21 protein-coding genes and 2 rRNA genes (1 of these 23 running past the window's edge) are annotated in these 23,319 nt (G+C 70.4%); 17 read left to right on the top strand and 6 right to left on the bottom strand.

All coding sequences use genetic code 11. The features are described 5' to 3' along the window. From ACF9IK_RS15970 to pstB, 10 genes are all read left to right on the top strand, one after another. A 23S ribosomal RNA gene (locus ACF9IK_RS15970) occupies positions 1 to 989 on the top strand; it begins 2,131 nt to the left of the window's first position. 79 nt (positions 990 to 1,068) lie between these two features. Continuing rightward, positions 1,069 to 1,185, top strand: a 5S ribosomal RNA gene (rrf, locus tag ACF9IK_RS15965). 74 nt (positions 1,186 to 1,259) lie between these two features. Continuing rightward, positions 1,260 to 2,264 carry a mycothiol synthase gene (mshD, locus tag ACF9IK_RS15960; protein ID WP_395294867.1) on the top strand — a complete coding sequence of 335 codons (1,005 nt, stop codon included), beginning with the start codon at positions 1,260 to 1,262 and terminating at the stop codon, positions 2,262 to 2,264. 381 nt (positions 2,265 to 2,645) lie between these two features. Continuing rightward, complete coding sequence (locus tag ACF9IK_RS15955; protein ID WP_395294866.1) at positions 2,646 to 4,823, top strand: RNA degradosome polyphosphate kinase; 2,178 nt, start codon at positions 2,646 to 2,648, stop codon at positions 4,821 to 4,823. Positions 4,824 to 4,983: 160 nt separating this feature from the next. Continuing rightward, positions 4,984 to 6,072: a CHAD domain-containing protein gene (locus ACF9IK_RS15950; RefSeq protein ID WP_395294865.1), complete on the top strand. Its 1,089-nt coding sequence runs from the start codon at positions 4,984 to 4,986 to the stop codon at positions 6,070 to 6,072. Positions 6,073 to 6,169: 97 nt separating this feature from the next. Further along, a complete protein-coding gene (locus ACF9IK_RS15945; protein WP_374209112.1) occupies positions 6,170 to 6,595 on the top strand; it encodes an NUDIX hydrolase in 426 nt (141 codons plus the stop codon). A 292-nt stretch (positions 6,596 to 6,887) separates the two neighbouring features. Beyond that, positions 6,888 to 8,027, top strand: coding sequence for a phosphate ABC transporter substrate-binding protein PstS (pstS, locus tag ACF9IK_RS15940; RefSeq protein WP_395294864.1), 1,140 nt, complete (start codon positions 6,888 to 6,890; stop codon positions 8,025 to 8,027). 146 nt (positions 8,028 to 8,173) lie between these two features. Continuing rightward, complete coding sequence (gene pstC, locus ACF9IK_RS15935) at positions 8,174 to 9,154, top strand: phosphate ABC transporter permease subunit PstC (RefSeq protein WP_395294863.1); 981 nt, start codon at positions 8,174 to 8,176, stop codon at positions 9,152 to 9,154. Continuing rightward, a complete protein-coding gene (pstA, locus tag ACF9IK_RS15930; RefSeq protein ID WP_395294862.1) occupies positions 9,151 to 10,227 on the top strand; it encodes a phosphate ABC transporter permease PstA in 1,077 nt (358 codons plus the stop codon). Before pstC ends, pstA begins: the two co-directional genes overlap by 4 nt. Before the next feature lie 42 nt (positions 10,228 to 10,269). Continuing rightward, entirely contained in the window at positions 10,270 to 11,046 is a 777-nt protein-coding gene (pstB, locus tag ACF9IK_RS15925) for a phosphate ABC transporter ATP-binding protein PstB (RefSeq protein ID WP_395294861.1), read from the top strand. 266 nt (positions 11,047 to 11,312) lie between these two features. Here pstB and ACF9IK_RS15920 read toward each other — a convergent pair whose 3' ends face one another. Next, entirely contained in the window at positions 11,313 to 12,308 is a 996-nt protein-coding gene (locus ACF9IK_RS15920; protein WP_395294860.1) for an inorganic phosphate transporter, read from the bottom strand. A gap of 5 nt (positions 12,309 to 12,313) precedes the next feature. After that, the gene (locus ACF9IK_RS15915; RefSeq protein WP_395294859.1) at positions 12,314 to 12,934 is read right to left on the bottom strand and encodes a DUF47 domain-containing protein; all 621 of its coding nucleotides are present in this window, start codon (positions 12,932 to 12,934) and stop codon (positions 12,314 to 12,316) included. A gap of 305 nt (positions 12,935 to 13,239) precedes the next feature. Between ACF9IK_RS15915 and ACF9IK_RS15910 the strand changes: the two genes are divergently transcribed. Continuing rightward, entirely contained in the window at positions 13,240 to 13,599 is a 360-nt protein-coding gene (locus tag ACF9IK_RS15910) for a metal-sensitive transcriptional regulator (protein WP_238861108.1), read from the top strand. Positions 13,600 to 13,602: 3 nt separating this feature from the next. On the opposite strand, the gene ACF9IK_RS15905 is transcribed toward ACF9IK_RS15910, so the two are convergent. Beyond that, on the bottom strand, positions 13,603 to 13,800 hold the full coding sequence (locus ACF9IK_RS15905; protein ID WP_395294858.1) for a hypothetical protein: 198 nt from the start codon (positions 13,798 to 13,800) through the stop codon (positions 13,603 to 13,605). A gap of 172 nt (positions 13,801 to 13,972) precedes the next feature. After that, positions 13,973 to 14,875 carry a hypothetical protein gene (locus tag ACF9IK_RS15900; protein WP_395294857.1) on the bottom strand — a complete coding sequence of 301 codons (903 nt, stop codon included), beginning with the start codon at positions 14,873 to 14,875 and terminating at the stop codon, positions 13,973 to 13,975. Positions 14,876 to 15,039: 164 nt separating this feature from the next. Between ACF9IK_RS15900 and ACF9IK_RS15895 the strand changes: the two genes are divergently transcribed. Beyond that, complete coding sequence (locus ACF9IK_RS15895) at positions 15,040 to 15,228, top strand: hypothetical protein (protein WP_395294856.1); 189 nt, start codon at positions 15,040 to 15,042, stop codon at positions 15,226 to 15,228. A 78-nt stretch (positions 15,229 to 15,306) separates the two neighbouring features. Here the strand turns inward: ACF9IK_RS15895 and ACF9IK_RS15890 are convergent, their stop codons facing one another. Next, positions 15,307 to 16,014, bottom strand: a complete 708-nt coding sequence (locus tag ACF9IK_RS15890; RefSeq protein ID WP_395294855.1) for a phosphatase PAP2 family protein — start codon at positions 16,012 to 16,014, stop codon at positions 15,307 to 15,309. A gap of 194 nt (positions 16,015 to 16,208) precedes the next feature. Beyond that, positions 16,209 to 17,390 (bottom strand): NlpC/P60 family protein, encoded by a 1,182-nt coding sequence (locus ACF9IK_RS15885; protein ID WP_395294854.1) that lies wholly within the window; start codon positions 17,388 to 17,390, stop codon positions 16,209 to 16,211. Between the two features lie 248 nt (positions 17,391 to 17,638). Between ACF9IK_RS15885 and ACF9IK_RS15880 the strand changes: the two genes are divergently transcribed. The 5 genes from ACF9IK_RS15880 (at position 17,639) to ACF9IK_RS15860 (ending at position 23,162) form a co-directional block, all read left to right on the top strand. Beyond that, positions 17,639 to 17,989 carry a hypothetical protein gene (locus tag ACF9IK_RS15880; protein WP_238861116.1) on the top strand — a complete coding sequence of 117 codons (351 nt, stop codon included), beginning with the start codon at positions 17,639 to 17,641 and terminating at the stop codon, positions 17,987 to 17,989. Between the two features lie 134 nt (positions 17,990 to 18,123). Then, a complete protein-coding gene (locus ACF9IK_RS15875; protein WP_395294853.1) occupies positions 18,124 to 18,945 on the top strand; it encodes a hypothetical protein in 822 nt (273 codons plus the stop codon). Then, positions 18,935 to 20,212 (top strand): hypothetical protein, encoded by a 1,278-nt coding sequence (locus tag ACF9IK_RS15870; RefSeq protein WP_395294852.1) that lies wholly within the window; start codon positions 18,935 to 18,937, stop codon positions 20,210 to 20,212. The genes ACF9IK_RS15875 and ACF9IK_RS15870 overlap by 11 nt, the downstream gene beginning before the upstream one ends. Before the next feature lie 7 nt (positions 20,213 to 20,219). Next, positions 20,220 to 21,794 carry an SCO6880 family protein gene (locus ACF9IK_RS15865; protein ID WP_395294851.1) on the top strand — a complete coding sequence of 525 codons (1,575 nt, stop codon included), beginning with the start codon at positions 20,220 to 20,222 and terminating at the stop codon, positions 21,792 to 21,794. An 18-nt stretch (positions 21,795 to 21,812) separates the two neighbouring features. After that, a complete protein-coding gene (locus ACF9IK_RS15860; RefSeq protein ID WP_395294850.1) occupies positions 21,813 to 23,162 on the top strand; it encodes an ATP-binding protein in 1,350 nt (449 codons plus the stop codon). Positions 23,163 to 23,319: the final 157 nt, after the last annotated feature.

Here is a 23,319-nt window from a genome sequence, read left to right as displayed (position 1 = left end):
TAACTATAACCATCCTAAGGTAGCGAAATTCCTTGTCGGGTAAGTTCCGACCTGCACGAATGGCGTAACGACTTCTCGACTGTCTCAACCATAGGCCCGGTGAAATTGCATTACGAGTAAAGATGCTCGTTTCGCGCAGCAGGACGGAAAGACCCCGGGACCTTTACTATAGCTTGATATTGGTGTTCGGTTCGGCTTGTGTAGGATAGGTGGGAGACTTTGAAGCGGCAACGCCAGTTGTTGTGGAGTCGTCGTTGAAATACCACTCTGGTCGTGCTGGATGTCTAACCTGGGTCCGTGATCCGGATCAGGGACAGTGTCTGGTGGGTAGTTTAACTGGGGCGGTTGCCTCCTAAAGGGTAACGGAGGCGCCCAAAGGTTCCCTCAGCCTGGTTGGCAATCAGGTGTTGAGTGTAAGTGCACAAGGGAGCTTGACTGTGAGACTGACGGGTCGAGCAGGTACGAAAGTAGGGACTAGTGATCCGGCGGTGGCTTGTGGAAGCGCCGTCGCTCAACGGATAAAAGGTACCCCGGGGATAACAGGCTGATCTTCCCCAAGAGTCCATATCGACGGGATGGTTTGGCACCTCGATGTCGGCTCGTCGCATCCTGGGGCTGGAGTAGGTCCCAAGGGTTGGGCTGTTCGCCCATTAAAGCGGTACGCGAGCTGGGTTTAGAACGTCGTGAGACAGTTCGGTCCCTATCCGCTGTGCGCGTAGGAGTGTTGAGAAGGGCTGTCCCTAGTACGAGAGGACCGGGACGGACGAACCTCTGGTGTGCCAGTTGTTCTGCCAAGGGCATGGCTGGTTGGCTACGTTCGGGAGGGATAACCGCTGAAAGCATCTAAGCGGGAAGCCTGCTTCGAGATGAGCACTCCCACCTCCTTGAGAGGGTAAGGCTCCCAGTAGACGACTGGGTTGATAGGCCGGATATGGAAGCCCTGTGAGGGGTGGAGTTGACCGGTACTAATAGGCCGAGGGCTTGTCCTCAGTTGCTCGCGTCCACTGTGTTGTTCTGAAACAACGACCCCCGCCATCGATGGGTGGGCGGTAGATAGTTTCATAGTGTTTCGGTGGTCATAGCGTGAGGGAAACGCCCGGTTACATTCCGAACCCGGAAGCTAAGCCTCACAGCGCCGATGGTACTGCAGGGGGGACCCTGTGGGAGAGTAGGACGCCGCCGAACAATTCTTCTGAAGAACCCCCGGTCCGGGAACGGATCGGGGGTTCTTCGCGTTTCCGTTGACGTATCGTCAGGACATGGACGAACAGCAGGAGCAGCGGTTCTACAACGGCACGCCGGCGACCGACGAGGGGGCCGTGGTCGCGCACGGAGTACTGCGGCCCGAGCAGCGTGACGGTGCCCTGCGCGTGCTGGCCGAGGCTCAGGAGGCGGACGGCCGGGCGGCGGTCTCCGAGCAGGGACGGCTCAGGCTGCGTTCGGCCGAGGAGGACCGGCCCGGTGTGGTCCACCTCGTGCAGGGCCGGCGGGCCGACGTCGGCTACGGCCAGCTGGAGGTGCCGCAGGGCTCCGCCGCGGGGAACCCCGCCGCCGAGCTGGTGGTGGCCCCGGGCGCGCGCGGCCGCGGCCACGGCCGGCCCCTGGTCGACGCGGTGCTGGCCGAGGCGAACCGGGCGGGCCGCGACCACGTCGACTTCTGGGTGCACGGCGGCCACCCGGCGGCCCGGCACCTGGCCGAGCAGTACGGCGCCGAGCTGGTCCGCGAGCTTCGGCAGATGCGGCGGACCGGACCGCAGACCGAGGAGGTCGTCCTGCCGGACGGCGTCGAGCTGCGGACCTTCCGGCCCGGTGAGGACGACGCCGCGTGGCTGCGGCTGAACGCCCTGGCCTTCTCCCACCACCCCGAGCAGGGCGCCTGGACCGAGCGGGACCTCGCCGAGCGGCTGGCCGAGCCGTGGTTCGACCCGGCGGGCTTCTTCCTCGCCACCCGTGACGACGAGGTGGTCGGCTTCCACTGGACGAAGGTGCATCCGGCGACCACCACCGAGCCGCCCCTCGGCGAGGTGTACGTCGTCGGCGTGGACCCGGCGGAGCAGGGCAGCGGCCTCGGTCGTGCGCTCACCGCGGCGGGCCTGCGTCACCTGACCGGCGGCGGCCCGGGCGAGCGCGGTCTGGCGACCGTACTTCTGTACGTCGACGCCGACAATGCGGCGGCCGTGCGGGTATATGAACGACTGGGGTTCGCCGTCCACGAGGTGGACCTCATGTACCGCGCCGCGTACCGAGGCGGCCGGGAGGCCTGACCGCGCCACGAGCCGGGGCACGGTGGAGGCCGAGTCGGAGCCCGTGCCACGGCCCGGGCCGCAGCCCGGGGAGACAACCGGGTGGAGGCCCCGGGGCCGTACCGGAGGAACGGCGTCGGGGCAATTGGTGGGTCGTACGGCCCCCGACCCCGACCGACTCAGCTTTCCTCCTGGCCATGCGGTGTTTACCGTGGATTCAATTGCTGCCGCGAAGATCACAGGATGAAGTCCGTAGTGTCTCGCTCGTGCAGCGTCGGCCGACACTCGTCGGCCGGTGCTGTAGCGACCGTGCCGGGTGGGTGGGCGCTGGTACCGGGCGAGGGCGACGGCCCGTTGAGCCTTTCGCGACCGGACGCCGTCCTGCTGGAGGAGCTGGAGCCCATGAGCATCCCCCGCCCCGTCCCTGCCCCGCTGTCCCCTCCGGCCCGGATGTCGAGTGCGCTGGGGATACCGCCGGAGCTGCCGGCCGCCGACGACAAGGACTTCGAGGAGCTGCCCCAGGGGCGGTTCCTGGACCGCGAGCGCAGCTGGCTCGCCTTCAACGAGCGCGTTCTGGAGCTGGCCGAGGACCCGTCCATCCCGCTGCTGGAGCGGGCCAAGTTCCTGGCGATCTTCGCCAGCAACCTGGACGAGTTCTTCATGGTCCGGGTGGCCGGCCTGAAGCGCCGGATCGCCACCGGCGTGGCCCAGCGCAGCGCCTCCGGCCTGCAGCCGCGCGAGGTGCTCGACCTGATCTGGACGAGGTCCCGCGAGCTGATGGCGCGGCACGCCGCTGCCTTCCAGCAGGAGGTCCTGCCGGACCTCGCCGCCGAGGGCATCGAGGTGGCGCGCTGGGCCGAGCTGGCGGAGAAGGAGCAGGCCCGCCTGCACACGCTCTTCCGGCAGAAGATCTTCCCCGTGCTCACCCCGCTCGCGGTGGACCCGGCCCACCCCTTCCCCTACATATCCGGACTCTCCCTCAACCTCGCGGTCGTCGTGCGCAACCCGGTGTCCGGGCACAAGCACTTCGCCCGTGTGAAGGTCCCGCAGTCGCTGGCTCGCTTCCTGGAGGCCTCCCCGCAGCGGTACGTGCCGCTGGAGGACGTCATGGGCGCGCACCTGGAGGAGCTCTTCCCGGGGATGGAGGTGCTCGCCCACCACGCCTTCCGGGTCACCCGCAACGAGGACCTGGAGGTCGAGGAGGACGACACCGAGAACATCCTCAAGGCGCTGGAGAAGGAGCTGATGCGGCGGCGCTTCGGCCCGCCGGTCCGCCTGGAGGTCGAGGAGTCGATCGACCCGTACATCCTGGACCTGCTGGTGCGGGAGCTGAACATCACCGAGGCGGAGGTCTTCCCGCTGCCCGGGCCGCTCGACCTGACCGGTCTGTTCGGCATCGCCGACCTGGACCGGCCGGAGCTCAAGTACCCGAAGTTCGTGGCGGGGACGGCCCGCGGCCTGACCGACGTCGAGTCGGCCTCGCAGCCGGACATCTTCGCCGCGATGCGTGAGCGGGACGTGCTGCTGCACCACCCGTACGACAGCTTCTCCACCTCGGTGCAGGCCTTCCTGGAGCAGGCCGCGGCCGACCCGGACGTGCTGGCGATCAAGCAGACGCTGTACCGGACCTCCGGTGACTCGCCGATCGTGGACGCGCTGATCGACGCGGCGGAGTCCGGCAAACAGGTGCTCGTCCTGGTCGAGATCAAGGCGCGCTTCGACGAGCAGGCGAACATCAAGTGGGCCCGCAAGCTGGAGGAGGCCGGCTGCCACGTCGTCTACGGCCTGGTGGGTCTGAAGACGCACTGCAAGCTGTCGCTGGTCGTGCGCCAGGAGGGCGACACCCTGCGCCGCTACTCGCACGTGGGCACCGGCAACTACCACCCGAAGACGGCCCGGCTCTACGAGGACCTCGGCCTGCTGACCTCGGACCCGCAGGTCGGGGCGGACCTCTCGGACCTCTTCAACCGGCTCTCCGGCTACTCGCGCCGCGAGTCCTACCGCCGCCTGCTGACCGCGCCCCGCGGCCTGCGGGACGGGCTGATCTCGCGGATCCACAACGAGATCGCCCACCACAGGGAAGGCCGCCCGGCCTTCGTGAAGCTCAAGGTCAACTCGATCGTCGACGAGGCGGTCATCGACGCGCTCTACCGGGCCTCCCAGGCCGGCGTGCCGGTGGACGTCTGGGTGCGCGGGATCTGCGCGATCCGCCCGGGCGTGCCGGGGCTCAGCGAGAACGTCCGGGTCCGCAGCATCCTGGGGCGGTTCCTGGAGCACTCGCGGATCTTCGTGTTCGGCAACAACGGCGATCCGGAGGTCTGGATCGGGAGCGCCGACATGATGCACCGGAACCTGGACCGCCGGATCGAGGCGCTGCTGCGGATCACCGACCCGGCGCACCGGGCGGAGCTGTCCGGGCTGATCGACCTCGGGGTGTCGGACGAGACCGAGTCCTGGCATCTGGGGCCGGACGGCACCTGGACCCGCCACGCCCAGGACACCGAGGGCAGGGCGCTGCGGCACGTCCAGGACCTGCTCATCGACTCGCGCCAGCGCCGCCGGGCCGCGGCAGCACGGTGACCGTGCGGCGCCGCCACGACGCACGGACGCGACCCACCGACGTGAGCCGCTGATGCCGACGCGAGCCACCGATGCGAGCCGCTGAGCGGTCGGGACCCGCCACAGCGGTCGGCCACCAGCCCCGGGGGACGTCTCCGGGGGAACGGGGATCTACCTAGCCATGACCGATGCGCCGATGACGGCCCGGGCGGCCTCCACCGCGACCGCCGGGGACATCCTCTCCAGCCATCTCACCGCCCAGGCCGGCGCGTTCCTCCGCGCTCTGCCGACGGCGGTGGGCGAGGTCGGCGCGAGACCGGGGACGGGGGCCGCGCCGTCCGGCGGGACGGCCGACCTGCTGCGGGCGGTGCGGCGGATCGGCGGGCTGCTGCACACCTTCGGTGCGACCTTCGAGCAGTCCTGGGCGCAGGAGTCGCGCACCGAGCTGCGCTGGCTGCTGAACCTGCTGGCGCTGGAGCCGGGTTACGTCCGCCGGTCGGCCCGGCTGCTGGGGGCGCTGGACGCGCTCACCGGCACGGAGGCGGACGGCCCGGGCATGCTGGCCGGGCACGCCGGGGCGCCGAAGGCGCGGGCGCTGCTCGACCGCCAGCTGACCCTGGCCCGGACCAGGGCGCACTCGACCGTCCTGCAGGAGCTCCGGTCCGCCCGGCTGCACGCGCTGGCGGACCGGATGACACTGCTGGTGGCGGAGGCGCCGCTGCTGGACGCGGCGGCCGACCGGGCCGGGGCGGTGCTGCTGCCGCAGGCGGCGGCGGCGTTCACCGCGCTGACCGCCAGCACCCAGCAGCTGCCGCTGCAGCGCGCCGCCACGCCGTACGGCGGGGACGGGCTGCGCCGGCTCGGCTCGGTGCCGGCGGCCCGGGGCGCGATGGACGCGGACACGGCGCTGGCAGCGGACGACGCGCCGTGGCACCGGGTGCGGATCCTGGTGAAGCGGGCCCGGTACGCGCTGGAGGTGTGCAGCCGACCGGCCGCCGAGCTGGACGAGCTGGACCAGGTGCTGGCGCGGCACCAGGACGCCTCGGACGCGGCGGTCACCGCGGCCACCGCGGCACGGACGCCCAGGATCACGCCCGCGACCGCGTACGTGCTCGGGGTGGTGCATGCTGATCAGCGACTGGAGGTGGAGGCGGCCCGGTACGCTTTCGGCCGCCAGTGGCCCGAGCTCCCGCCGAGCCTGGACGGCTGGCTGGAGATCCCCCCCGCCGAGGGCGGCCGGGGGCACACCCCCGCACCCCGGATGGCATGAGTTGCGCAACAGCCTGAGCACCGAGCAGGCCGCCGGTCCCGCCCGGACCCGTTCCACCGCGCCGGGGGCGACCCCGGGGCCCGCCGGTAGGGCGCCGGTGATCCTGGCGGCGGGTGCGGTGCTCTGGCTGCCCGGGCGGCCGAAGAAGAGCGGTCGGCTGGGGCGGCCGCGGATCGCGGTGATCCACCGCCCCAAGTACGACGACTGGAGCCTGCCGAAGGGCAAGCTCGACCCGGGGGAGGGCGTGGTCGAGGCGGCGCTGCGCGAGGTGCGGGAGGAGACCGGCTTCTCCTGCGTGCTGGGGGCGGAGCTGCCGACCCAGCACTACCTGGCGCAGGGGCGGCCGAAGGAGGTCCGGTACTGGGCGGCGGTGCCGGGGGCGGGGGCGTTCCGGCCGAGCCGCGAGGTGGACCGGCTGGAGTGGCTGCCGGCCGGCAAGGCCCGGGCGCGGCTGACGCACGAGCGGGACCGGGTGCTGGTGGACGCACTGCTGGAGCTGCTGGGCGCCCGCCCGGTGCGGTAGCGCCGGGGGCCCGGGTGGCCGGTGGGTCGGGCGAGGTCAGGCCCGCGGAGGAATCATGGAAGTGATCTCGCCGCGCTCTTGCCGTGACGCAACCGTTACTACCTGACGTAGTTTCCTGCCATCCGTTCGAGGTTCACTCTCCGTTCACTTCGGACCGGCTGACGTGTCACTTGCCCGGCCTAACTTCGGCTACACCGGAGGGCCGAACGGGCCCCGGACCACAGCAAAACCCGCGCTCCGCCGTGTGCTCACGGCCCGCGCGCCGGGCAATGCCACAGAAAGGGACACCCCTGTGAAGCTCCAGCGGAACGGCCGCTCCAAGGCCCTCGCCATCGGTGCCATGGCGCTCGTCAGCTCGCTGTCGCTCGCCGCCTGCGGTTCGGACGAGAACAACAACAACACCGCTTCCGGCAGTGGCAGCGGCTCGGCCGCCCCGGCCGCCGCGATCAACTGTGGCAGCAAGCCCAGCGCACTGGTCGCCGCGGGTTCGACCGCCCAGGGCAACGCGATCGACGTCTGGAAGACCAACTTCGGTGCGGCCTGCTCCGGCGCGACCATCAACTACGGCGGTGGCGGCTCCGGCGCCGGTGTCCAGCAGTTCACCCAGGGCAAGGTCCAGTTCGCCGGCTCCGACTCGGCGCTGAAGCCGGCCGAGGTCGACGCCACCAAGGCGGTCTGCACCGGCGGCCAGGGCATCAACCTGCCGCTCGTCGCGGGTCTGATCTCGATCGTCTACAACGTCGAGGGCGTCGACAACCTGGTCCTGGACGGCCCGACCACCGCCAAGATCTTCGACTCGCAGATCACCAAGTGGAACGACCCGGCGATCGCCGCCCTGAACCCGGGCGCCAAGCTGCCGGACGCCGACATCCAGGCCTTCCACCGCTCGGACGACTCCGGCACCACCGACAACCTGACCAAGTACTTCGCCAAGGCCTCCGGTGGCGCCTGGTCCTACCCGGCCAGCAAGACCTGGGCCGGCAAGGGCGGCCAGTCGGCCAACGGCTCCGCCGGTGTCTCGGCCCAGGTGAAGCAGGTCAAGAACTCGATCAGCTACGCCGAGCTGTCGTTCGCCCAGACCAACAACCTGAAGAGCGCCGCCATCGCCACCGGTGCCTCCAAGCCGGTCGAGGCCACCGCCGCGAACGCCGCCAACACCTTCGCCAAGGCCAAGATCGCCGGCAGCGGCAGCGACCTGGCGCTGACCCTCGACTACGCGACCAAGGACGAGGGCTCGTACCCGATGGTCCTGGTCACCTACGAGATCGTCTGCGACAAGGGCAACAAGGCGGACACCCTCGACACCCTGAAGGCGTTCCTGACCTACGGCGCGAGCGAGACCGGTCAGAAGGCCATCGGTGAGAAGGGCTACGTCCCGCTGCCGAAGGAGCTGACCGACAAGGTCAACGCCGTCATCCCGACGCTGGCCTGATCCGACGCAGTACCTCCGGTGGAGCGGCCCCGTGGACGAGGGGGGCCGGGGCCGCTCCACCGGACCGCACACCCTGCAACACGTCCGGGGCACCGCCGCCAGGGTGCCGCCCCCTCGGGGCAGCACCATCAGACCGGAGTAGACCAATGACTTCATCCACCCCTGCTCCCCCGCGAGGCAGGGAACGCCGCAAGCGCGACAGCCGCGTCGGCGACAAGATCTTCATGAACCTGTCCCGCGGGTCGGGCATCCTGCTGCTGGTCGTCATGGCCGCCATCGCGGGCTTCCTGACCTGGCGCTCGGGCATCGCCCTGAGCAAGAACGAGGGCAACTTCCTCACCACCTTCGAGTGGACGCCGGACGCCCCGAAGCCGGTCTTCGGCATCGCCGTCCTCGCCTTCGGCACCATCGTCAGCGCGCTGATCGCGATGGCGATCGCCGTTCCGGTGGCCATCGGCATCGCGCTGTTCATCTCGCACTACGCGCCGCGCCGGATCGCCCAGCCGTTCGCCTACCTGGTGGACCTGCTCGCGGCCGTCCCCAGCATCATCTACGGCCTCTGGGGCGCGCTCTTCCTGGTGCCGCACCTGGACGGGCTGACCAGCTGGCTGGACGAGTACCTCGGCTGGACGTACATCTTCGACCAGTCCCGGGCCGGCACCACGCCGCGCAACCTGTTCACCGTCGGCATCCTGCTGGCGATCATGATCCTGCCGATCATCACCGCGGTCTCCCGCGAGGTCTTCCGGCAGACCCCGCGGATGCACGAGGAGGCGGCGCTCGCCCTCGGCGCGACCCGCTGGGAGATGATCCGCACCGCGGTGCTGCCGTTCGGCCGCCCCGGCATCATCTCGGCCTCGATGCTCGGCCTGGGCCGCGCGCTCGGCGAGACCATCGCCGTCGCGGTGGTGCTCTCCTCCAACAGCGTCCTCTCGCTGCACCTGCTCGACCCGGGCGGCGGCACCTTCGCGCAGAACATCGCGCTGAAGTTCAACGAGGCCCAGCCCTTCGGCCGGGACGCGCTGATGGCCTCCGGCCTCGTCCTGTTCGTCATCACCCTGCTGGTGAACGGTGCCGCGCGGCTGATCGTCGCCCGCCGCAAGGAGTACTCGGGGGCCAACGCATGAGCGCCGCGACCACTACCGTTCCGGCGGACGCGCGCCCGCTCGGCCGTCCGCTGACCGCCAACCGGCTGCCGAAGTGGGTCCCGGCCGCGGTGGCCGGCGGCTCGATCGCCATCGGCTGCGCCATCGGCGCGCTCGGCGGCCTGGAGAGCCACATCCAGTGGGGTCTGATCTCCGCGATCCTCTTCGTGGCGATCAGCTACCTGCTCTCGGCCCGGGTCGAGGGCCGCCGCCAGGCCAAGGACCGGCTGGCCACCTCGATGGTCTGGGTCGCCTTCATCCTCGCCGTCATCCCGCTGCTCGCGCTGACGATCTACACGGTCCAGCAGGGCGCCGAGGTGGTGGACGGGTTCTTCCTGACCCACTCGATGAAGGGCGTGCTCTCCGCGGGCCCCGGCGGTGGTATCTACCACGCACTGATCGGCACCCTGGAGCAGGTGCTCCTGGCCTCCCTGATCGCCGCCCCGATCGGTCTGCTGACCGCCGTCTACCTGGTCGAGTACGGCCGCGGCCGGCTCGCCAAGGCGGTCACGTTCTTCGTCGACGTCATGACGGGTGTCCCGTCGATCGTCGCCGGTCTGTTCATCCTCTCCCTCTGGAACCTCGCGCTCGGCTTCAACTACTCCGGCTTCTCGGGCAGCCTCGCCCTGGCGATCCTGATGATGCCGGTGGTGGTCCGCTCCACCGAGGAGATGCTGAAGCTCGTCCCGAACGAGCTGCGCGAGGCGTCGTACGCACTCGGTGTGCCGAAGTGGAAGACCATCCTGCGGATCGTCCTCCCCACCGCCATCGGCGGCATCACCACCGGTGTGATGCTGGCCGTCGCCCGCATCACGGGTGAGACCGCACCGGTGATGATGCTGGTGTTCGGTGCCGACTACATCAACAACAACCCGTTCGACGGGCCGCAGCAGTCGCTGCCGATGTACATCTGGCAGCAGTACGCAGTGGTGAACAACGACTACGGCTACGCCCGCGCCTGGGGCGCCGCGCTGGTGCTGATCGCCTTCGTGATGGGGCTCAACCTCATCGCCCGGGGCATCGCACGCTGGCGCTCGCCCAAGGCCGGACACTGACCGACCGACTGACGTACGAGTACTGAGAGAAGACGAAGGATCATGGCCAAGCGCATCGACGTCAGCGGACTGTCGGCCTTCTACGGCAGCACCAAGGCCATCGAGGACATCTCGATGAGCATCGAACCCCGCTCCGTGACGGCCTTCATCGGCCCCTCCGGCTGCGGCAAGTCCACCTTCCTGCGGACCCTCAACCGCATGCACGAGGTGATCCCCGGCGCCCGTGTCGAGGGCAAGGTCCTCCTGGACGACGAGAACCTGTACGCCTCGAACGTCGACCCGGTGGCCGTCCGCCGCTCGGTCGGCATGGTCTTCCAGCGCCCGAACCCGTTCCCGACCATGTCGATCTACGACAACGTGGTCGCCGGGCTGAAGCTCGCGGGTGTGCGCAAGAAGTCCGTCCTGGACGGCGTGGTGGAGAAGTCCCTCAAGGGCGCCAACCTCTGGAACGAGGTCAAGGACCGGCTGAACAAGCCGGGCGCCGGCCTCTCCGGCGGTCAGCAGCAGCGCCTCTGCATCGCCCGCGCCATCGCGGTCGAGCCGCAGGTCCTCCTGATGGACGAGCCCTGCTCCGCCCTCGACCCGATCTCCACCCTCGCCATCGAGGACCTGATCGGCGAGCTGAAGGAGCAGTTCACGATCGTCATCGTGACGCACAACATGCAGCAGGCGGCCCGCGTCAGCGACCGCACCGCCTTCTTCAACCTGGCCGGCGTCGGCCAGCCGGGCAAGCTGATCGAGCTGGACGACACCCAGCGGATCTTCTCCAACCCGTCCGTCCAGGCCACCGAGGACTACATCTCCGGCCGCTTCGGCTAGGCCGTTCCGGCTGAGGAGCGCGCCTCGCGCCACAGACTGCTTCGCGGTGCTGCATGGCGGTGCCGCCGCGAAGTATGAAGAAGGGCCCGCCCCCGAGATGTGGGGGCGGGCCCTGTTCTTTCCCCGGTCGTCCGCCGGCTCCCCGGCCGTCGGCCCTCCGGGGCGACCCGTTCCCGGGACTCCGTTCCGTGCCCGGGCCGCCGGGCACACCGGGCCGTGTTCCAGGGCGTGGCCCCGGAGCACGGCACGGCCTCCCCGTGGGGGGATCAGCCCCAGAAGAGGTGGACGAACCAGTAGATCAGTGCTGCGACGACGGCGGCCGCCGGCATGGTGATGAACCAGCCGAGCACGATGTTCTTGGCGACGCCCCAGCGGACCGCGCGGATCCGCTTGGTGGCCCCGACACCCATGATCGCCGAGGTGATCACGTGCGTGGTGGAGATGGGCGCCTTGTAGACGAACGAGGTGATGTACATGACGATCGACGCGGTGGTCTCGGCGGCGAAACCCTGCGGCGGGTCCAGCTCGATGATCTTCCGGCCGAGCGTCCGCATGATCCGCCAGCCGCCGGCGTAGGTGCCCAGCGAGAGCATCGTCGCGCAGGAGATCTTCACCCAGACCGGGATGTCGTAGGTGGCCTGGTCGCCGGAGATCACTAGGGCCATCACCACGATGCCCATGGTCTTCTGGGCGTCCTGCAGACCGTGCGCGAGCGCCATGGCGGCGGCCGAGGCGGTCTGGGCGACACGGAAGTTGCGCTTGGCGCGGTGCGGGTTGGCCCGCCGGAAGATCCAGAGGATCGCCAGCATCACCAGGTAGCCGCCGACCAGGCCGACAACCGGGGAGACGATCATCGGGATGATGATCTTGTCGACGACGCCGCTCCAGATCACCTCGGTGCCGCCGGCCAGCGCCGCACCCACCATGCCGCCGAAGAGGGCGTGCGAGGAGGAGGACGGCAGGCCGAAGTACCAGGTGACCAGGTTCCAGGCGATCGCGCCGATCAGTGCGGCGAAGAGGATCGCCAGGCCCTGGTTGCCGCTGGGGGTCTCGATGATGCCGCTGGAGACCGTGTGCGCCACGCCGCTGCCGAGGAAGGCGCCGGCCAGGTTCATCACCGCGGCCATCGCGAGCGCGGCCTTCGGGGTCAGCGCCCGGGTGGAGACCGAGGTGGCGATGGCGTTCGCGGAGTCGTGGAAGCCGTTGGTGTAGGTGAAGAAGAACGCAACGCCGATGACGGCGATGAGTGCTGCCGTGTCCACGGGGGTCAGGACTCCTTGACGGCGATGGTCTCCACCGTGTTGGCGACGTGCTCGAACGCGTCCGCCGCCTCCTCAAGGACGTCCACGACCTGCTTGAGCTTGAGCACCTCGATGGCGTCGTACTGGCCGGAGAACAGGTGGGCGAGCAGCTTGCGGTGGATCTGGTCCGCCTGGTTCTCCAGCCGGTTGACCTCGATCCAGTACTCGGTGAGGTTCGACATGCTGCGCAGGTTGGGCATCGCCTCGGCGGTGAGCTCGGCGGCGCGCGCCAGCACCTCGATCTGCTGCTCGATGCCCTTCGGCAGGGTCTGGATGTCGTAGAGGACGACCAGGTCGACGGCCTCCTCCATGAAGTCCATGATGTCGTCCAGCGACGAGGCGAGGCTGTAGATGTCCTCGCGGTCGAAGGGCGTGATGAAGGAGGAGTTCAGCTGGTGGAAGACGGCATGGGTGGTGTCGTCCCCGGCGTGCTCGGCGGCGCGCATGCGCTCGACGATCTCCGCGCGGGCCGACACGTCTGATCCCAGCATCTCCAGCAGGAGCTTCGATCCGACGACGAGGTTCTCCGCGGCCGCGGCGAACATGTCGTAGAAGCTCGTCTCCTTCGGGGTCAGGCTAAAACGCACGGAAATCTCCGATGTGCGGGGTTCGGACTGAACGATGCTAGGTGCAACCGAGCGCGATCACGCAAACGGGGTGGTGGAGGAGGAGCCGGAACCTCCCCTTCCGGTTGGCCGCCGCGGCGGTGGATCCGGCCCGCACTTCCCCACGCAGACGCGAGCCCCAGTCTGACGGAACCTCGCCCCGATCGCCCCCGTCCTGCGAACGGAAGCCCGGGGTGTCAGCCCTTACGGGGGAACACCACGACGGGTCCGGGTGTTGGACACTGGAGGTCGACGCAGCCACCAGGCACTGACACGAAGGCGGGCCGATGACCACGACGGAAGCGCGCACCGAGCCGGACCACACGCCCGGGGCCGAGCCGCACGCCCACCACGGCGGGCACGGGCAGCACGGCTACAGCGCCCAGAAGGACGCCCACCTGAAGCGGCTGCGCCGGATCGAGGGCCAGATCCGCGGTCTCCAGCGGATGGTCGACGAGGACGTCTACTGCATCGACGTGCTGACCCAGGTCTCGGCCGGTACCAAGGCCCTGCAGTCCTTCGCGCTCTCGTTGCTGGAGGAGCACCTGCGGCACTGCGTCGCGGCGGCCGCCGAGGAGGGCGGCGCCGAACTGGACGCCAAGGTGGCCGAGGCCACCGCCGCGATCGGCCGGCTGCTGCGCAGCTGACCCTCAGCTCCCCGGTTCCGACGGCCCGTCGGCGGGCGCCCCGCCGTCGGGCCGGTCCAGCAGCACCTCGTCGATCCGCTCGGTCGGCAGCCGGTCGTCGGCGCTGGCCGTGGCGGCGATCATCAGCTCGCCGGCCAGGTCGATCTCGTCGAGGGCCGCGTCGTCGTGGCCGCCGCTGCGGCCGCCCGTGGACGACACCACCTGCACCACCCCTTCAGTGCCTCGCCAGCCCGGGCGGCAGCCACCCGCCCTCCAGCCTAGGCACTTCGGGGCCCGCCCACATGGCACGGACGGGCCATCTCGGGGCCGCCGAAACGGGTGGGCCGGGCGATCCCGGGTGACCCACCGGCGCCGGCGGCGCCCCTTCGTCCGGTTACTTCGGGCTCTCCGTGGGCTTCATCTCGAAGATGTCGGCAGCGGCGGGCTCGGCCGCCTCCACCGGCTTGCCGAAGTCGGCCAGCGAGGTCGTCGACGTCACCTTCACCTGGTCCTTCGCCTCCTTCGAGCCGGGCACGCCGGCGAAGGTGTAGACCTCGATCACCTTGTGCAGCCGCCCCTGCTCGTCCAGCCAGACGTCGTAGGGGACGTCCCGGACGGTGAAGGTCTGCGCCGCCATCCGCAGGCCGTCCCCGCCGCGGCCGCCGGTCGCCTCGGCGGCCTTGGTGAGGTCGAGGGTGCCCCGGTAGTGCTTCAGCGGTACACCGTCGACCGTCTCGGGGCCGACCAGCTCGGCCTTCTGGGCCCCGCGCAGCGCGCCCGCGGCGGAGGCCGGGTCGGTGGCGCCGCTGCTCACCAGGTTGCCGTCCGGCAGCTGGCGCACGTCGAGCTTGACCCACTTGCCCTCGGGCACCTTGGCGCCGCTGTTCTGCAGGTAGACGGTGCCGGGCAGGACCACCTCGACGATCTTCCCGGTGGTCGCCGCGCCGGGCGGCACGGCCACCTCCAGCCGCCCGATCCGCTTCACGTAGTCGTACCCCCCGGTGCCGGTGAAGACGGCCTTCTTCTCGGCGGACTCGGTGACCAGCTCGGTGGCCGCGTGTGCGGAGCCGGTCCGGCCGGTGATGTCGGCGGCGCTGCGGACGGCCGTCAGCGGGTCCGCCGAGAGCTGGTCGGGGACGGCCGCCCTCCGGTCGGCCGAGCCGGCGGAGCCCGTGGCGCCGCCCGAGCAGCCGGCCAGCCCGGCCAGGGCGGCGGCGAGCACGATGGCTCCGGCCGCCGAGCGCAGCTGGGGCAGCGGGCGGCCCGGCCGCCGGCCGCCACACTGCTCGTCGGTCACATTCATCCTTGCCACAACCCCCTCGGGCCCGACTGCTCCGCCGACCACCACCGGGGTGGGCAGAGCTCTTTCCGGGCAAACGAGTTGGCGTGTCGGGAGTTACGCGGTACCCGGCGCGCACCGGGCGTCGCGCGCCGGGTACGGAGCGCGTTACGGTGAGGTACGTGCACAGTGAGCTGCCGGCGGTACCCGGCACCACCCCGATGCCCGAGCACCGTGTCGCGATCAGTGAACGCGGTTCCTTCTGCTACGCGAGCTGCGACTGCGGCTGGTTCTCACCGGCCCGCCGCTCACGGGACCTGACCAGGCGCGAGGCCGCCGACCACCTGACCGAGAACCGCGACCCGGCGTAGCGCCCGGCCGCTCCGGCCTTTCGTGTCCGGTGCCGTGGGCGAGTGCGCCCGCGAGGCGGCCCCGCCGGTTGCGGCCCTTCAGGCCGCGAGGTCGGACTCCGGCGGCTGCTCGTCGGCCCGGACGCCGCCGCGGGCGCCGCCGCGCTTGCGTCCGCCGCGCGGTCCGCCCCGGGGGGCCCGGATCAGCGGGGCGACGGCGGTGCGGCTCAGCGCGTGGCAGAGCGGCACCAGCACGGCCATCGCGATCGGCGCCAGCAGCAGCACGACCGCGGTGGCGAGAGCGAAGCCGCCGATCACGTCGGTGGGGTAGTGGACGCCCATGTACATCCGGCAGAAGCCCTGCAGCAGGGCGAGTCCGCCGGCGATCCAGCCGAGCTTCCGGTTGACCAGGAACAGCCCCACCGCGATGCCCATCGACATGGTCGAGTGGTCGCTGACGAAGGAGTGGGTGCCCGCCTTGCCCTCCACCAGGACGTCCAGCCCGGTGTGGTCGACGAAGGGGCGCGGCCGGTCGACGATGGCGGCGATCGGCAGGTTGGCCAGCTCGGCGATGGCGGTCGCCAGCGGGGCCCAGAGCAGCCCGGCGACGGCCACCGGGGCGTCCGGCCGGCGTCTCGCCTGCAGCCAGCCGACCAGGCCCAGCAGGGCCAGGCCGATCAGGATGCCGTACTCGCCGATCCAGGAGACCAGGTGGTCCAGCCACTCCGGGGAGCGCTTGGCCAGGCCGTTGACGGCGTAGAGCAGGCCGAGGTCGGGGTTGGTCGTGTCGGCAAGCGGCGTCGACACGCCGCACCTCCTTCTGGTCCGCTGCACCTGGTCGTTCCGGCCGTGGTCCCGCTCCGCACCACCCGGTCCAGGGGGTGACGGCGGACCATCGGACACAACGTCATAACCGGGGCACAGCGTTCCACGGAAACTGGCGGTTATGGAAACTTGACTCAGCGTCCACAGCGCACTCACACCCGGAGGTCCGGGACGGGTCAGCTCTTTGCGCTGTTTTGACCTGGACCTGTCGGAGTGGGGCGGGCCGCCGCGGAGCCGGCCGGCCGGGACGCCGGGGAGGAGGAGGGGTCGGGGGTGGTCAGGGCGGCCGGGGCGGGCGTGGCGGGGGCGGCGGGGGCGGGCTCGCCGGGGCGGCTCGGCGCGGTGATGCTGCCGTCCGCGTTGCGGCCCGGCAGCGCCTGCGCGCCGTCCGTGGTGACCCGGGTGGCGCCGATGTACTCCTTGGTGTCGATCTTGTCGTAGCGGATCACCGCGCCGGTGTGCGGGGCGTCGATCATGTAGCCGCCGCCGACGTAGATGCCGACGTGGTGGATGCTCCGCGGGTCGCCCAGGTCGGTCGCCCAGAAGACCAGGTCCCCCGGGCGCAGCTGGTCCCGCGACGGGTGCGGGCCGGCGTACCACTGGTCGTTGGCCACCCGAGGGAGCGTGATGCCCACGCTGGCGTACGCGGCCTGGGTGAGTCCCGAGCAGTCGAACCGCCCGTTCTGGGAGGGCAGCCCCTCGCCGCCCCACAGGTACGGCGTGCCGAGCTTGGTCTGCGCGAAGTAGATGGCGCCGGCGGACTGCTGGGAGACCTCCACCGGCGCGGTCGGCGCGGTGAAGCTGCGGGCCATGGCCTGGATGTTGCGCACGTAGCCCTGCGTCTCCCGGTACGGCGGGATCCCGTTGTACTTCGTCACCGCGTACGGTCCGGCGTTGTACGCGGCCAGGACGTTGGCCTGGCGGTCGCCCGGCACGCCGGCGACGTCCTTGGCGAGCGCGCAGTCGAACGTCGCCGCCGAGGCGATGGCGTCGAACGGGTCCCAGACGTCCTTCCGGCCGTCATTGTTGCCGTCGGTGCCGTATGTCGCCCAGGTCGCCGGCATGAACTGCGCCATTCCCTGAGCGCCCACGGGCGATCGGGCGCCCGGGTCGAAACCGCTTTCCTGGTACAGCTGTGCCGCGAGCATCGGCGGGGAGATCTCCGGACAGAGCGAGCCCCACCGCTCGATCGGCCCCTGGTAGGCCGCCGGAACGGTTCCACGGGAGAGTCCGGCACGATTGGCCGACTGCTGTGGCGTACCGCTGGCCGCATACGTCCCGACCGTCACCAGGCCGACGAAGCCGATCGCGACAACTCCCGCAGCGGCGGCGGCCGTACCGGCCTTCCGGAGTACCATCAGCACCATCCCGACGAATCGTCAGTCGAAGTGTCCCGGAAGGCGTTGCTCACCGCAATCATCAGAGATACAAAGAGTGAGCGCTATCCTTCGTACGGTGGACATCCTCGCGTACGTGTCCGATGCCTCACGACCAATCCGCGAGAAGTAGCCAAGTCGACATCAGATCTGGCCAAGAATAGGTCCGGACCCTTCGCGCGGGCGGGGTCTGGGCCCTTGAATTTGCCTGATCGGGCGGTGAGATGGAAATGAACCTGAGCAGCGTGGACAGCATCGCGATCGGCCACCTGGCCGAGGAGCCTCCTAAGAAGCCGAATATCGACACCATCATCGGCGGGATCGCCCCCGACTGGGGCCCGTTCGCGAGCCTCGGCTCCGAGGCCCGGGTGATGGTCGAGGTCGTCATGGCCGTGGCCATCCTGGCCTGCCTCGGCATCGCCGTCTGGGGCGCGGCCAAGCAGCGCATCGGCGCCACCGCGATGCGCGACAGCTTCGGCGCCGAGCAGGGCAAGGGACTGATCATCGCCGGGCTGACCGGCGTGTTCATCATTGGATCACTCGGCACTCTGTTCACCATTGTCTACGGCATGGCGATCTGACGATCGGACAGCCGTGGGTCCCCGTGAGGACGCGGCCGACCCCGTCGGGAATCCATCCACCACCCGCCCTCCGCTCCCGTCCACGGGTGGAGGGGCCCCGGAGCCGCCCGGCTCCCCGCACCAGGAGGGCCGCCGTGCCGTTGTCCGACGACCAGCCGCACACCCGCACGCGGCTGCCGGTCGGTGAACAGCCCTCCTCCCAGCCGAACGGTCGTCAGTCGCGTCCGCTGCGGACCCTGGTGACCGTCCTCGTGGTGGTCACGCTGCTGGTCGTCGCGATCTCCATCGCCAACCGCGGCAAGCCCGACCCGGCCCCCTCCAACCGCTCCGCCGACGGCGCGGCCGCCACCCCCACCGCCCCCTCCGGCGCCGGCCCCGCCCCCAGCGGCGAGCAGCCCGTCGCCACCACCGCCAACGGCATCGCCGCCGGCTTCCCGCACACCGAGCAGGGCGCGCAGTCGGCCGCGGCCAACTACGCCGTGGCCATCGGCTCAGCCGAGATGTTCCGCACCGACAGCCGCCACACCATCATCGCCACCATCGCCGACCCGTCCGCCACCCAGTCCCTCCAGACCCGCCTGGACCAGGGGTTCACTCCGGAGAACGCCGCAAGGTTCGGAGTCGATGCGCAGGGCCGGCCGCCGAAGGGACAGACCCTGGTGAGCCGGACCGTTCCGGTCGGTACGAAGAAGAGTGCATACGGCGCGGAGAACGCCAGGGTTGATGTCTGGTGCACCGGGCTCTTCGGCTTGGCCGGCGAGCGTTCGATCCGACCGGTCTCTGAGGAGTGGTTCACACTCACGCTCACCCTGCGGTGGACCGGCGACGACTGGAAGCTCACCGACTTCAGCCGGGTCTCGGGACCCGCACCGGTTCCGCCGGATCAGCAGGCCGCGACCTCCGAGGAGATCACTGGTGCCGTCGAGCAGTTCGGAGGCTTCCGCTATGCCCGCTGACCGTGTTCCGGGCCCGGTTCGGTGCGGTGTGGGCCGTCTCTTCGTAGGGGCGGCAGCAGGACTGGTGTCGCTCGTCCTGTCGGCCCAGCGTGCCTCTGCTGAACCGGCGCCTACGCCGAGTGTGACGAACACGAGTTGTCCCGGGGTACCGCTGCCCGGGAACGACGTCTATTGCGCGCCTGGGGGGAGTGGTTCCCTCCCCGGGGGTTCGACCGTCGGGAGTGTCACCGATCCGTTGGGGTCGTTGGCGAAGGGGTGTGCGCAGGCTGCGTCGTGGGTGGTGCGGAACCTGTCGGGGGCGATCGACGGGACGACGCAGGTGGACTTCACCAATGCGTCGTTCCTGCAGCAGTACGCGGTGGTGTTCGCCGCGTCGACGATCATCACGCTGGTGCTCTGGCTGCTGGCGGTGACGAAGCGGGCCGTGCGAGGGGCACCGCTGACGACGGCGATCTCGGAGGCGATCGGCTTCCTCTGGCTGACCGTGGTGGCCTCGGCGTTCACGCCGCTGATCCTGTACACGGTGGTGAGCGCGACGGACGGACTGACCAAGGCGATCGCGGTGGGGACGAAGTCGGACACCGGCACGTACCTGGGCGGGTTCGCGGACACGTTGGAGAAGGGCAGCATGGGCGGCGGCCCGCTGATCCTGATCATCGTGTCGCTGGTGGCCGTGCTGGCCGCTGCGGTGCTCTGGATCGAGCTGCTGATCCGGGCGGCGATGCTGTACGTGGGCGCGCTCCTGGGGACCGCGGTGTACGCGGGGCTGGTGGACAAGCAGTTGTGGAAGCACGTGCGCCGCTGGGCGGGGGTGATGCTGGCCGTGGACCTGGCGAAGCCGATCATCGTGATCATCCTCGGGCTGGCCGGCGCGGTCGCGACCGGTGCCGGGGCGAGCGACGACTTCGCCCGGGTGCTGTCGGGCCTGGCGATCCTGTTCCTGTCGATCTTCGCGAGCGCCGCCGTCTACCGCTTCGTGCCGGGCTTCGGCGACGAGATCATGAGCATGCGGCACGCCCGGGCGAGTGCGGTCTCCGCCGGATCGGCGATGATCAACGGCACCGCGAACCTCGTGAAGCAGGGCATCAGCACGCACGGCGACCGCGGCCCGCAGGGCGTCGGCGGCGGGAGCCCGGGTTCCGGCGGCGGCTCGGTCGCGCCGGGCATCGCGGCCCACGCCACGCGCGCCCCCGTCCCGCCGCCGCAGGCCACCGCGCCGCAGGCTCCGGTTCCGATCCGCGACAGCAACCCAGCGAAGGGAGGGTGACGGGTAAGTGAGCAGCGAACCGCTCGGCCAGTACGGTGCCCAGTACGCCCAGCCGTACGTGCACCAGCGCCGCACCTACCTGATCGGCAAGGCCCGCCCGAACGCGCCGATCGGCCGCAACCGGGAGTCCGGCGAGATCGTCCTGATCATCTTCGGGGCGTTCCTCGGCATGGTCTGGGGCCTGATGATGCCGATCCTGCCGCTGCGCATCGCCGGCCTGGTCGGCCTGCCCGCGCTGGCCATCGCGGCGGTCTACGTGCCGTACCGGCGGCGGACGTTCTACAAGTGGGTGGAGATCAACCGCACCTACCGCCGGACGGTCCGCAGCGGCCGGGCGGTGTGGCGGTCGGACGCGATGGACGCCGGCACCCGGCTGGACGGGCGCGAGGTCGAGGTCGGGCCGCCGCCCGGGGTCGGACGGCTGCGCTGGCTGGCGGCGCCCTTCGGGCCGGACGAGGTCGGGGTGCTGATGCACCTGGAGCGGCGGACGGTCACGGCCGCGATCGAGATCGAGGGCCCGGGCGTCGGGCTGCGCGACTCGGAGGACCAGGAGGCGCTGGTCGACCGGTTCGGCACGCTGCTGAAGCACGTCGCCAACGGGGACGGCTTCGTGACCCGGCTGCAGATCCTGGCCCGGACCCTGCCCGCCGACCCGGACGCGCACGCCAAGGACGTGGAGCGGCGCGGCGACGTGGACGCGCCGCGCTGGCTGCAGGACTCGTACGACCAGCTGCAGTCGATGGTGTCGACCTCGTCCGAGCAGCACCGGGCGTACCTGGTGGCCTGCATGCACTACACCCGCGACCTGGCGGCCGAGGCGCACGCGATGGGGCGGACGGCCACCGGCCGGCGGGCCCGGGACGACGAGGGTCTGGCCGCGGTGATGGCGCGCGAGCTGACGGACATCTGCGCGCGGCTGGCGGAGGCGGACATCCGGGTGCGCCAGCCGCTGGGCCAGGCGCGGCTTTCCTCGCTGCTGCACTCGATGTACGACCCGGACCACCCGATCGACCACATCCAGGCGATGTCCCGGCGCAACGCCTGGCCGGCCGAGCTGGATGCGACCCACCCGCAGTTCCTGCAGGCGAAGACCCGTGAGTCGGCGACCCGCGAGCCGTGGTGCCACGCCACCGCCTGGATCAAGGAGTGGCCGCTGACCCCGGTCGGCGTCAACTTCCTCGCGCCGCTGCTGGTGCACACCCCGGACGTGATCCGCACGGTCGCGGTCACGATGGACCTGGAGCCGACCGACGTCGCGATCGAGCGGATGCTGACCGAGAAGACCAACGACGAGGCGGAGGCCAGCCGCGCGGCCAAGATGAACCGCACGGTCGACCCGCGCGACCTGGCCCACACCGGCCGGGTCGACCAGCGCGGCGACGACCTGGCCTCCGGCGCGGCCGGGGTCAACCTGGTCGGCTACATCACGGTCTCCTCGCGCAACCCCGACGCGCTGGCCCGCGACAAGCGGACCATCCGCGCCTCGGCGGGCAAGAGCTACCTCAAGCTTGAGTGGTGCGACCGCGAGCACCACCGCGCGTTCGTCAACACCCTGCCGTTCGCCACCGGCATCCGCCGCTGATCCTCCTGGAGGCCCCGTATGGCGCTCGGCAACCTCACCGACGCGTTCACCAGCCTGATGTTCGGCAAGGTGGAGACCACCCGGCTGCCGGTGCGCACCTCCACCGGCCAGGCGCAGGCGGTCTACCTGCCCACCGCGGCACCGGGGCTGGGCGACTCGGGTGTGATCATCGGGCGCGAGGTGTACAGCGGCAAGGGGTACGTGTACGACCCGTTCCAGCTGTACGGGCAGCAGCTCCCGGCCCCGCACTGGCTGGTGCTGGGTGAGTCCGGCAACGGCAAGTCGGCGCTGGAGAAGACCTACGTGCTGCGCCAACTGCGGTTCCGCGACCGGCAGGTGGTGGTGCTGGACGCCCAGGGCGAGGACGGCGTCGGCGAGTGGAACCTGATCGCCGACGCCCTGGGCATAAAGTCGATCCGGCTCGACCCGTTGGCGGCACGCGACGGCGGGGTGAAGCTGAACCCGCTGGACCCGGCGATCACCCAGACCGGTCAGCTGTCGCTGCTGCGCACGATCATCGAGGTCGCGATGGGACGCGGCCTGGAGGAGCGGGCCGGCTTCGCGCTGAAGGCGGCGCACGCCCACGTGGTGGCGACGGTGACCGACCGCCAGCCGGTGCTGGACGACATCATCGACACGCTGCGCAACCCCGAGCTGTCCTCGGTGGAGTCGCTCGGCGTCGCGGTGGACGAGGTGCAGTCATGGGGCCTGGACGTGGCGCTGGTGCTGGACCGGCTGGTCGACGGCGACCTGCGCGGCATGTTCGACGGGCCGACCACGGACGGCATCGACCTGGACGCGCCGCTGATCGTCTTCGACCTCTCGCACATCGACCGTAACTCCATCGCGATGCCGATCCTGATGGCGATCGTCGGCGTGTGGCTGGAGCACACCTGGATCAGGCCGGACCGGAAGAAGCGGATCTTCCTGGTCGAGGAGGCCTGGCACATCATCAACAGCCCGTTCGTGGCACAGCTCTTCCAGCGGCTGCTGAAGTTCGGCCGCCGACTCGGACTCTCCTTCGTCGCCGTGGTGCACCACCTGTCGGACGTGGTGGACGGTGCGGCGGCCAAGGAGGCGTCGGCGATCCTCAAGATGGCCTCCACCCGGACCATCTACATGCAGAAGGCCGAGGAGGCGAGAGCCACCGGCCGGGTGCTCGGTCTGCCGCGCTGGGCGGTGGAGATCATTCCCACACTTTCGCCGGGCATCGCGGTCTGGGACGTGAACGGCAACGTCCAGGTGGTGAAGCACATCATCACCGAGACCGAGCGGCCATTGGTCTACACCGACCGGGCGATGACGGAGGACGCAGTGGCCGAGCGGGCCCGCGCAGAGCGGCAGTTGGCGGCCGAACCGGGCGTCTGACCCCGCCACGTCCCGCTCGCCGCGCTCGTCCGGCCGGGGCTTCCGGCGATCGGCGGGTGCCGGGCGCGGGGCGGTCCGGGTGGTGTCGGGCGCAGATGATTCGTCAGTAGGTAACCCGGTCGTTACGTCCGGGGTCCTGACAGCTACGCGCGTTGAC

It is taken from the genome of Kitasatospora hibisci (assembly GCF_043950205.1).
In the GTDB taxonomy this organism is placed as follows: Bacteria; Actinomycetota; Actinomycetes; order Streptomycetales; family Streptomycetaceae; genus Kitasatospora; species Kitasatospora hibisci.
The sequence above is the reverse complement of the archived record's forward strand: the minus strand, read 5'-3'. Positions and strand labels throughout refer to the sequence as shown.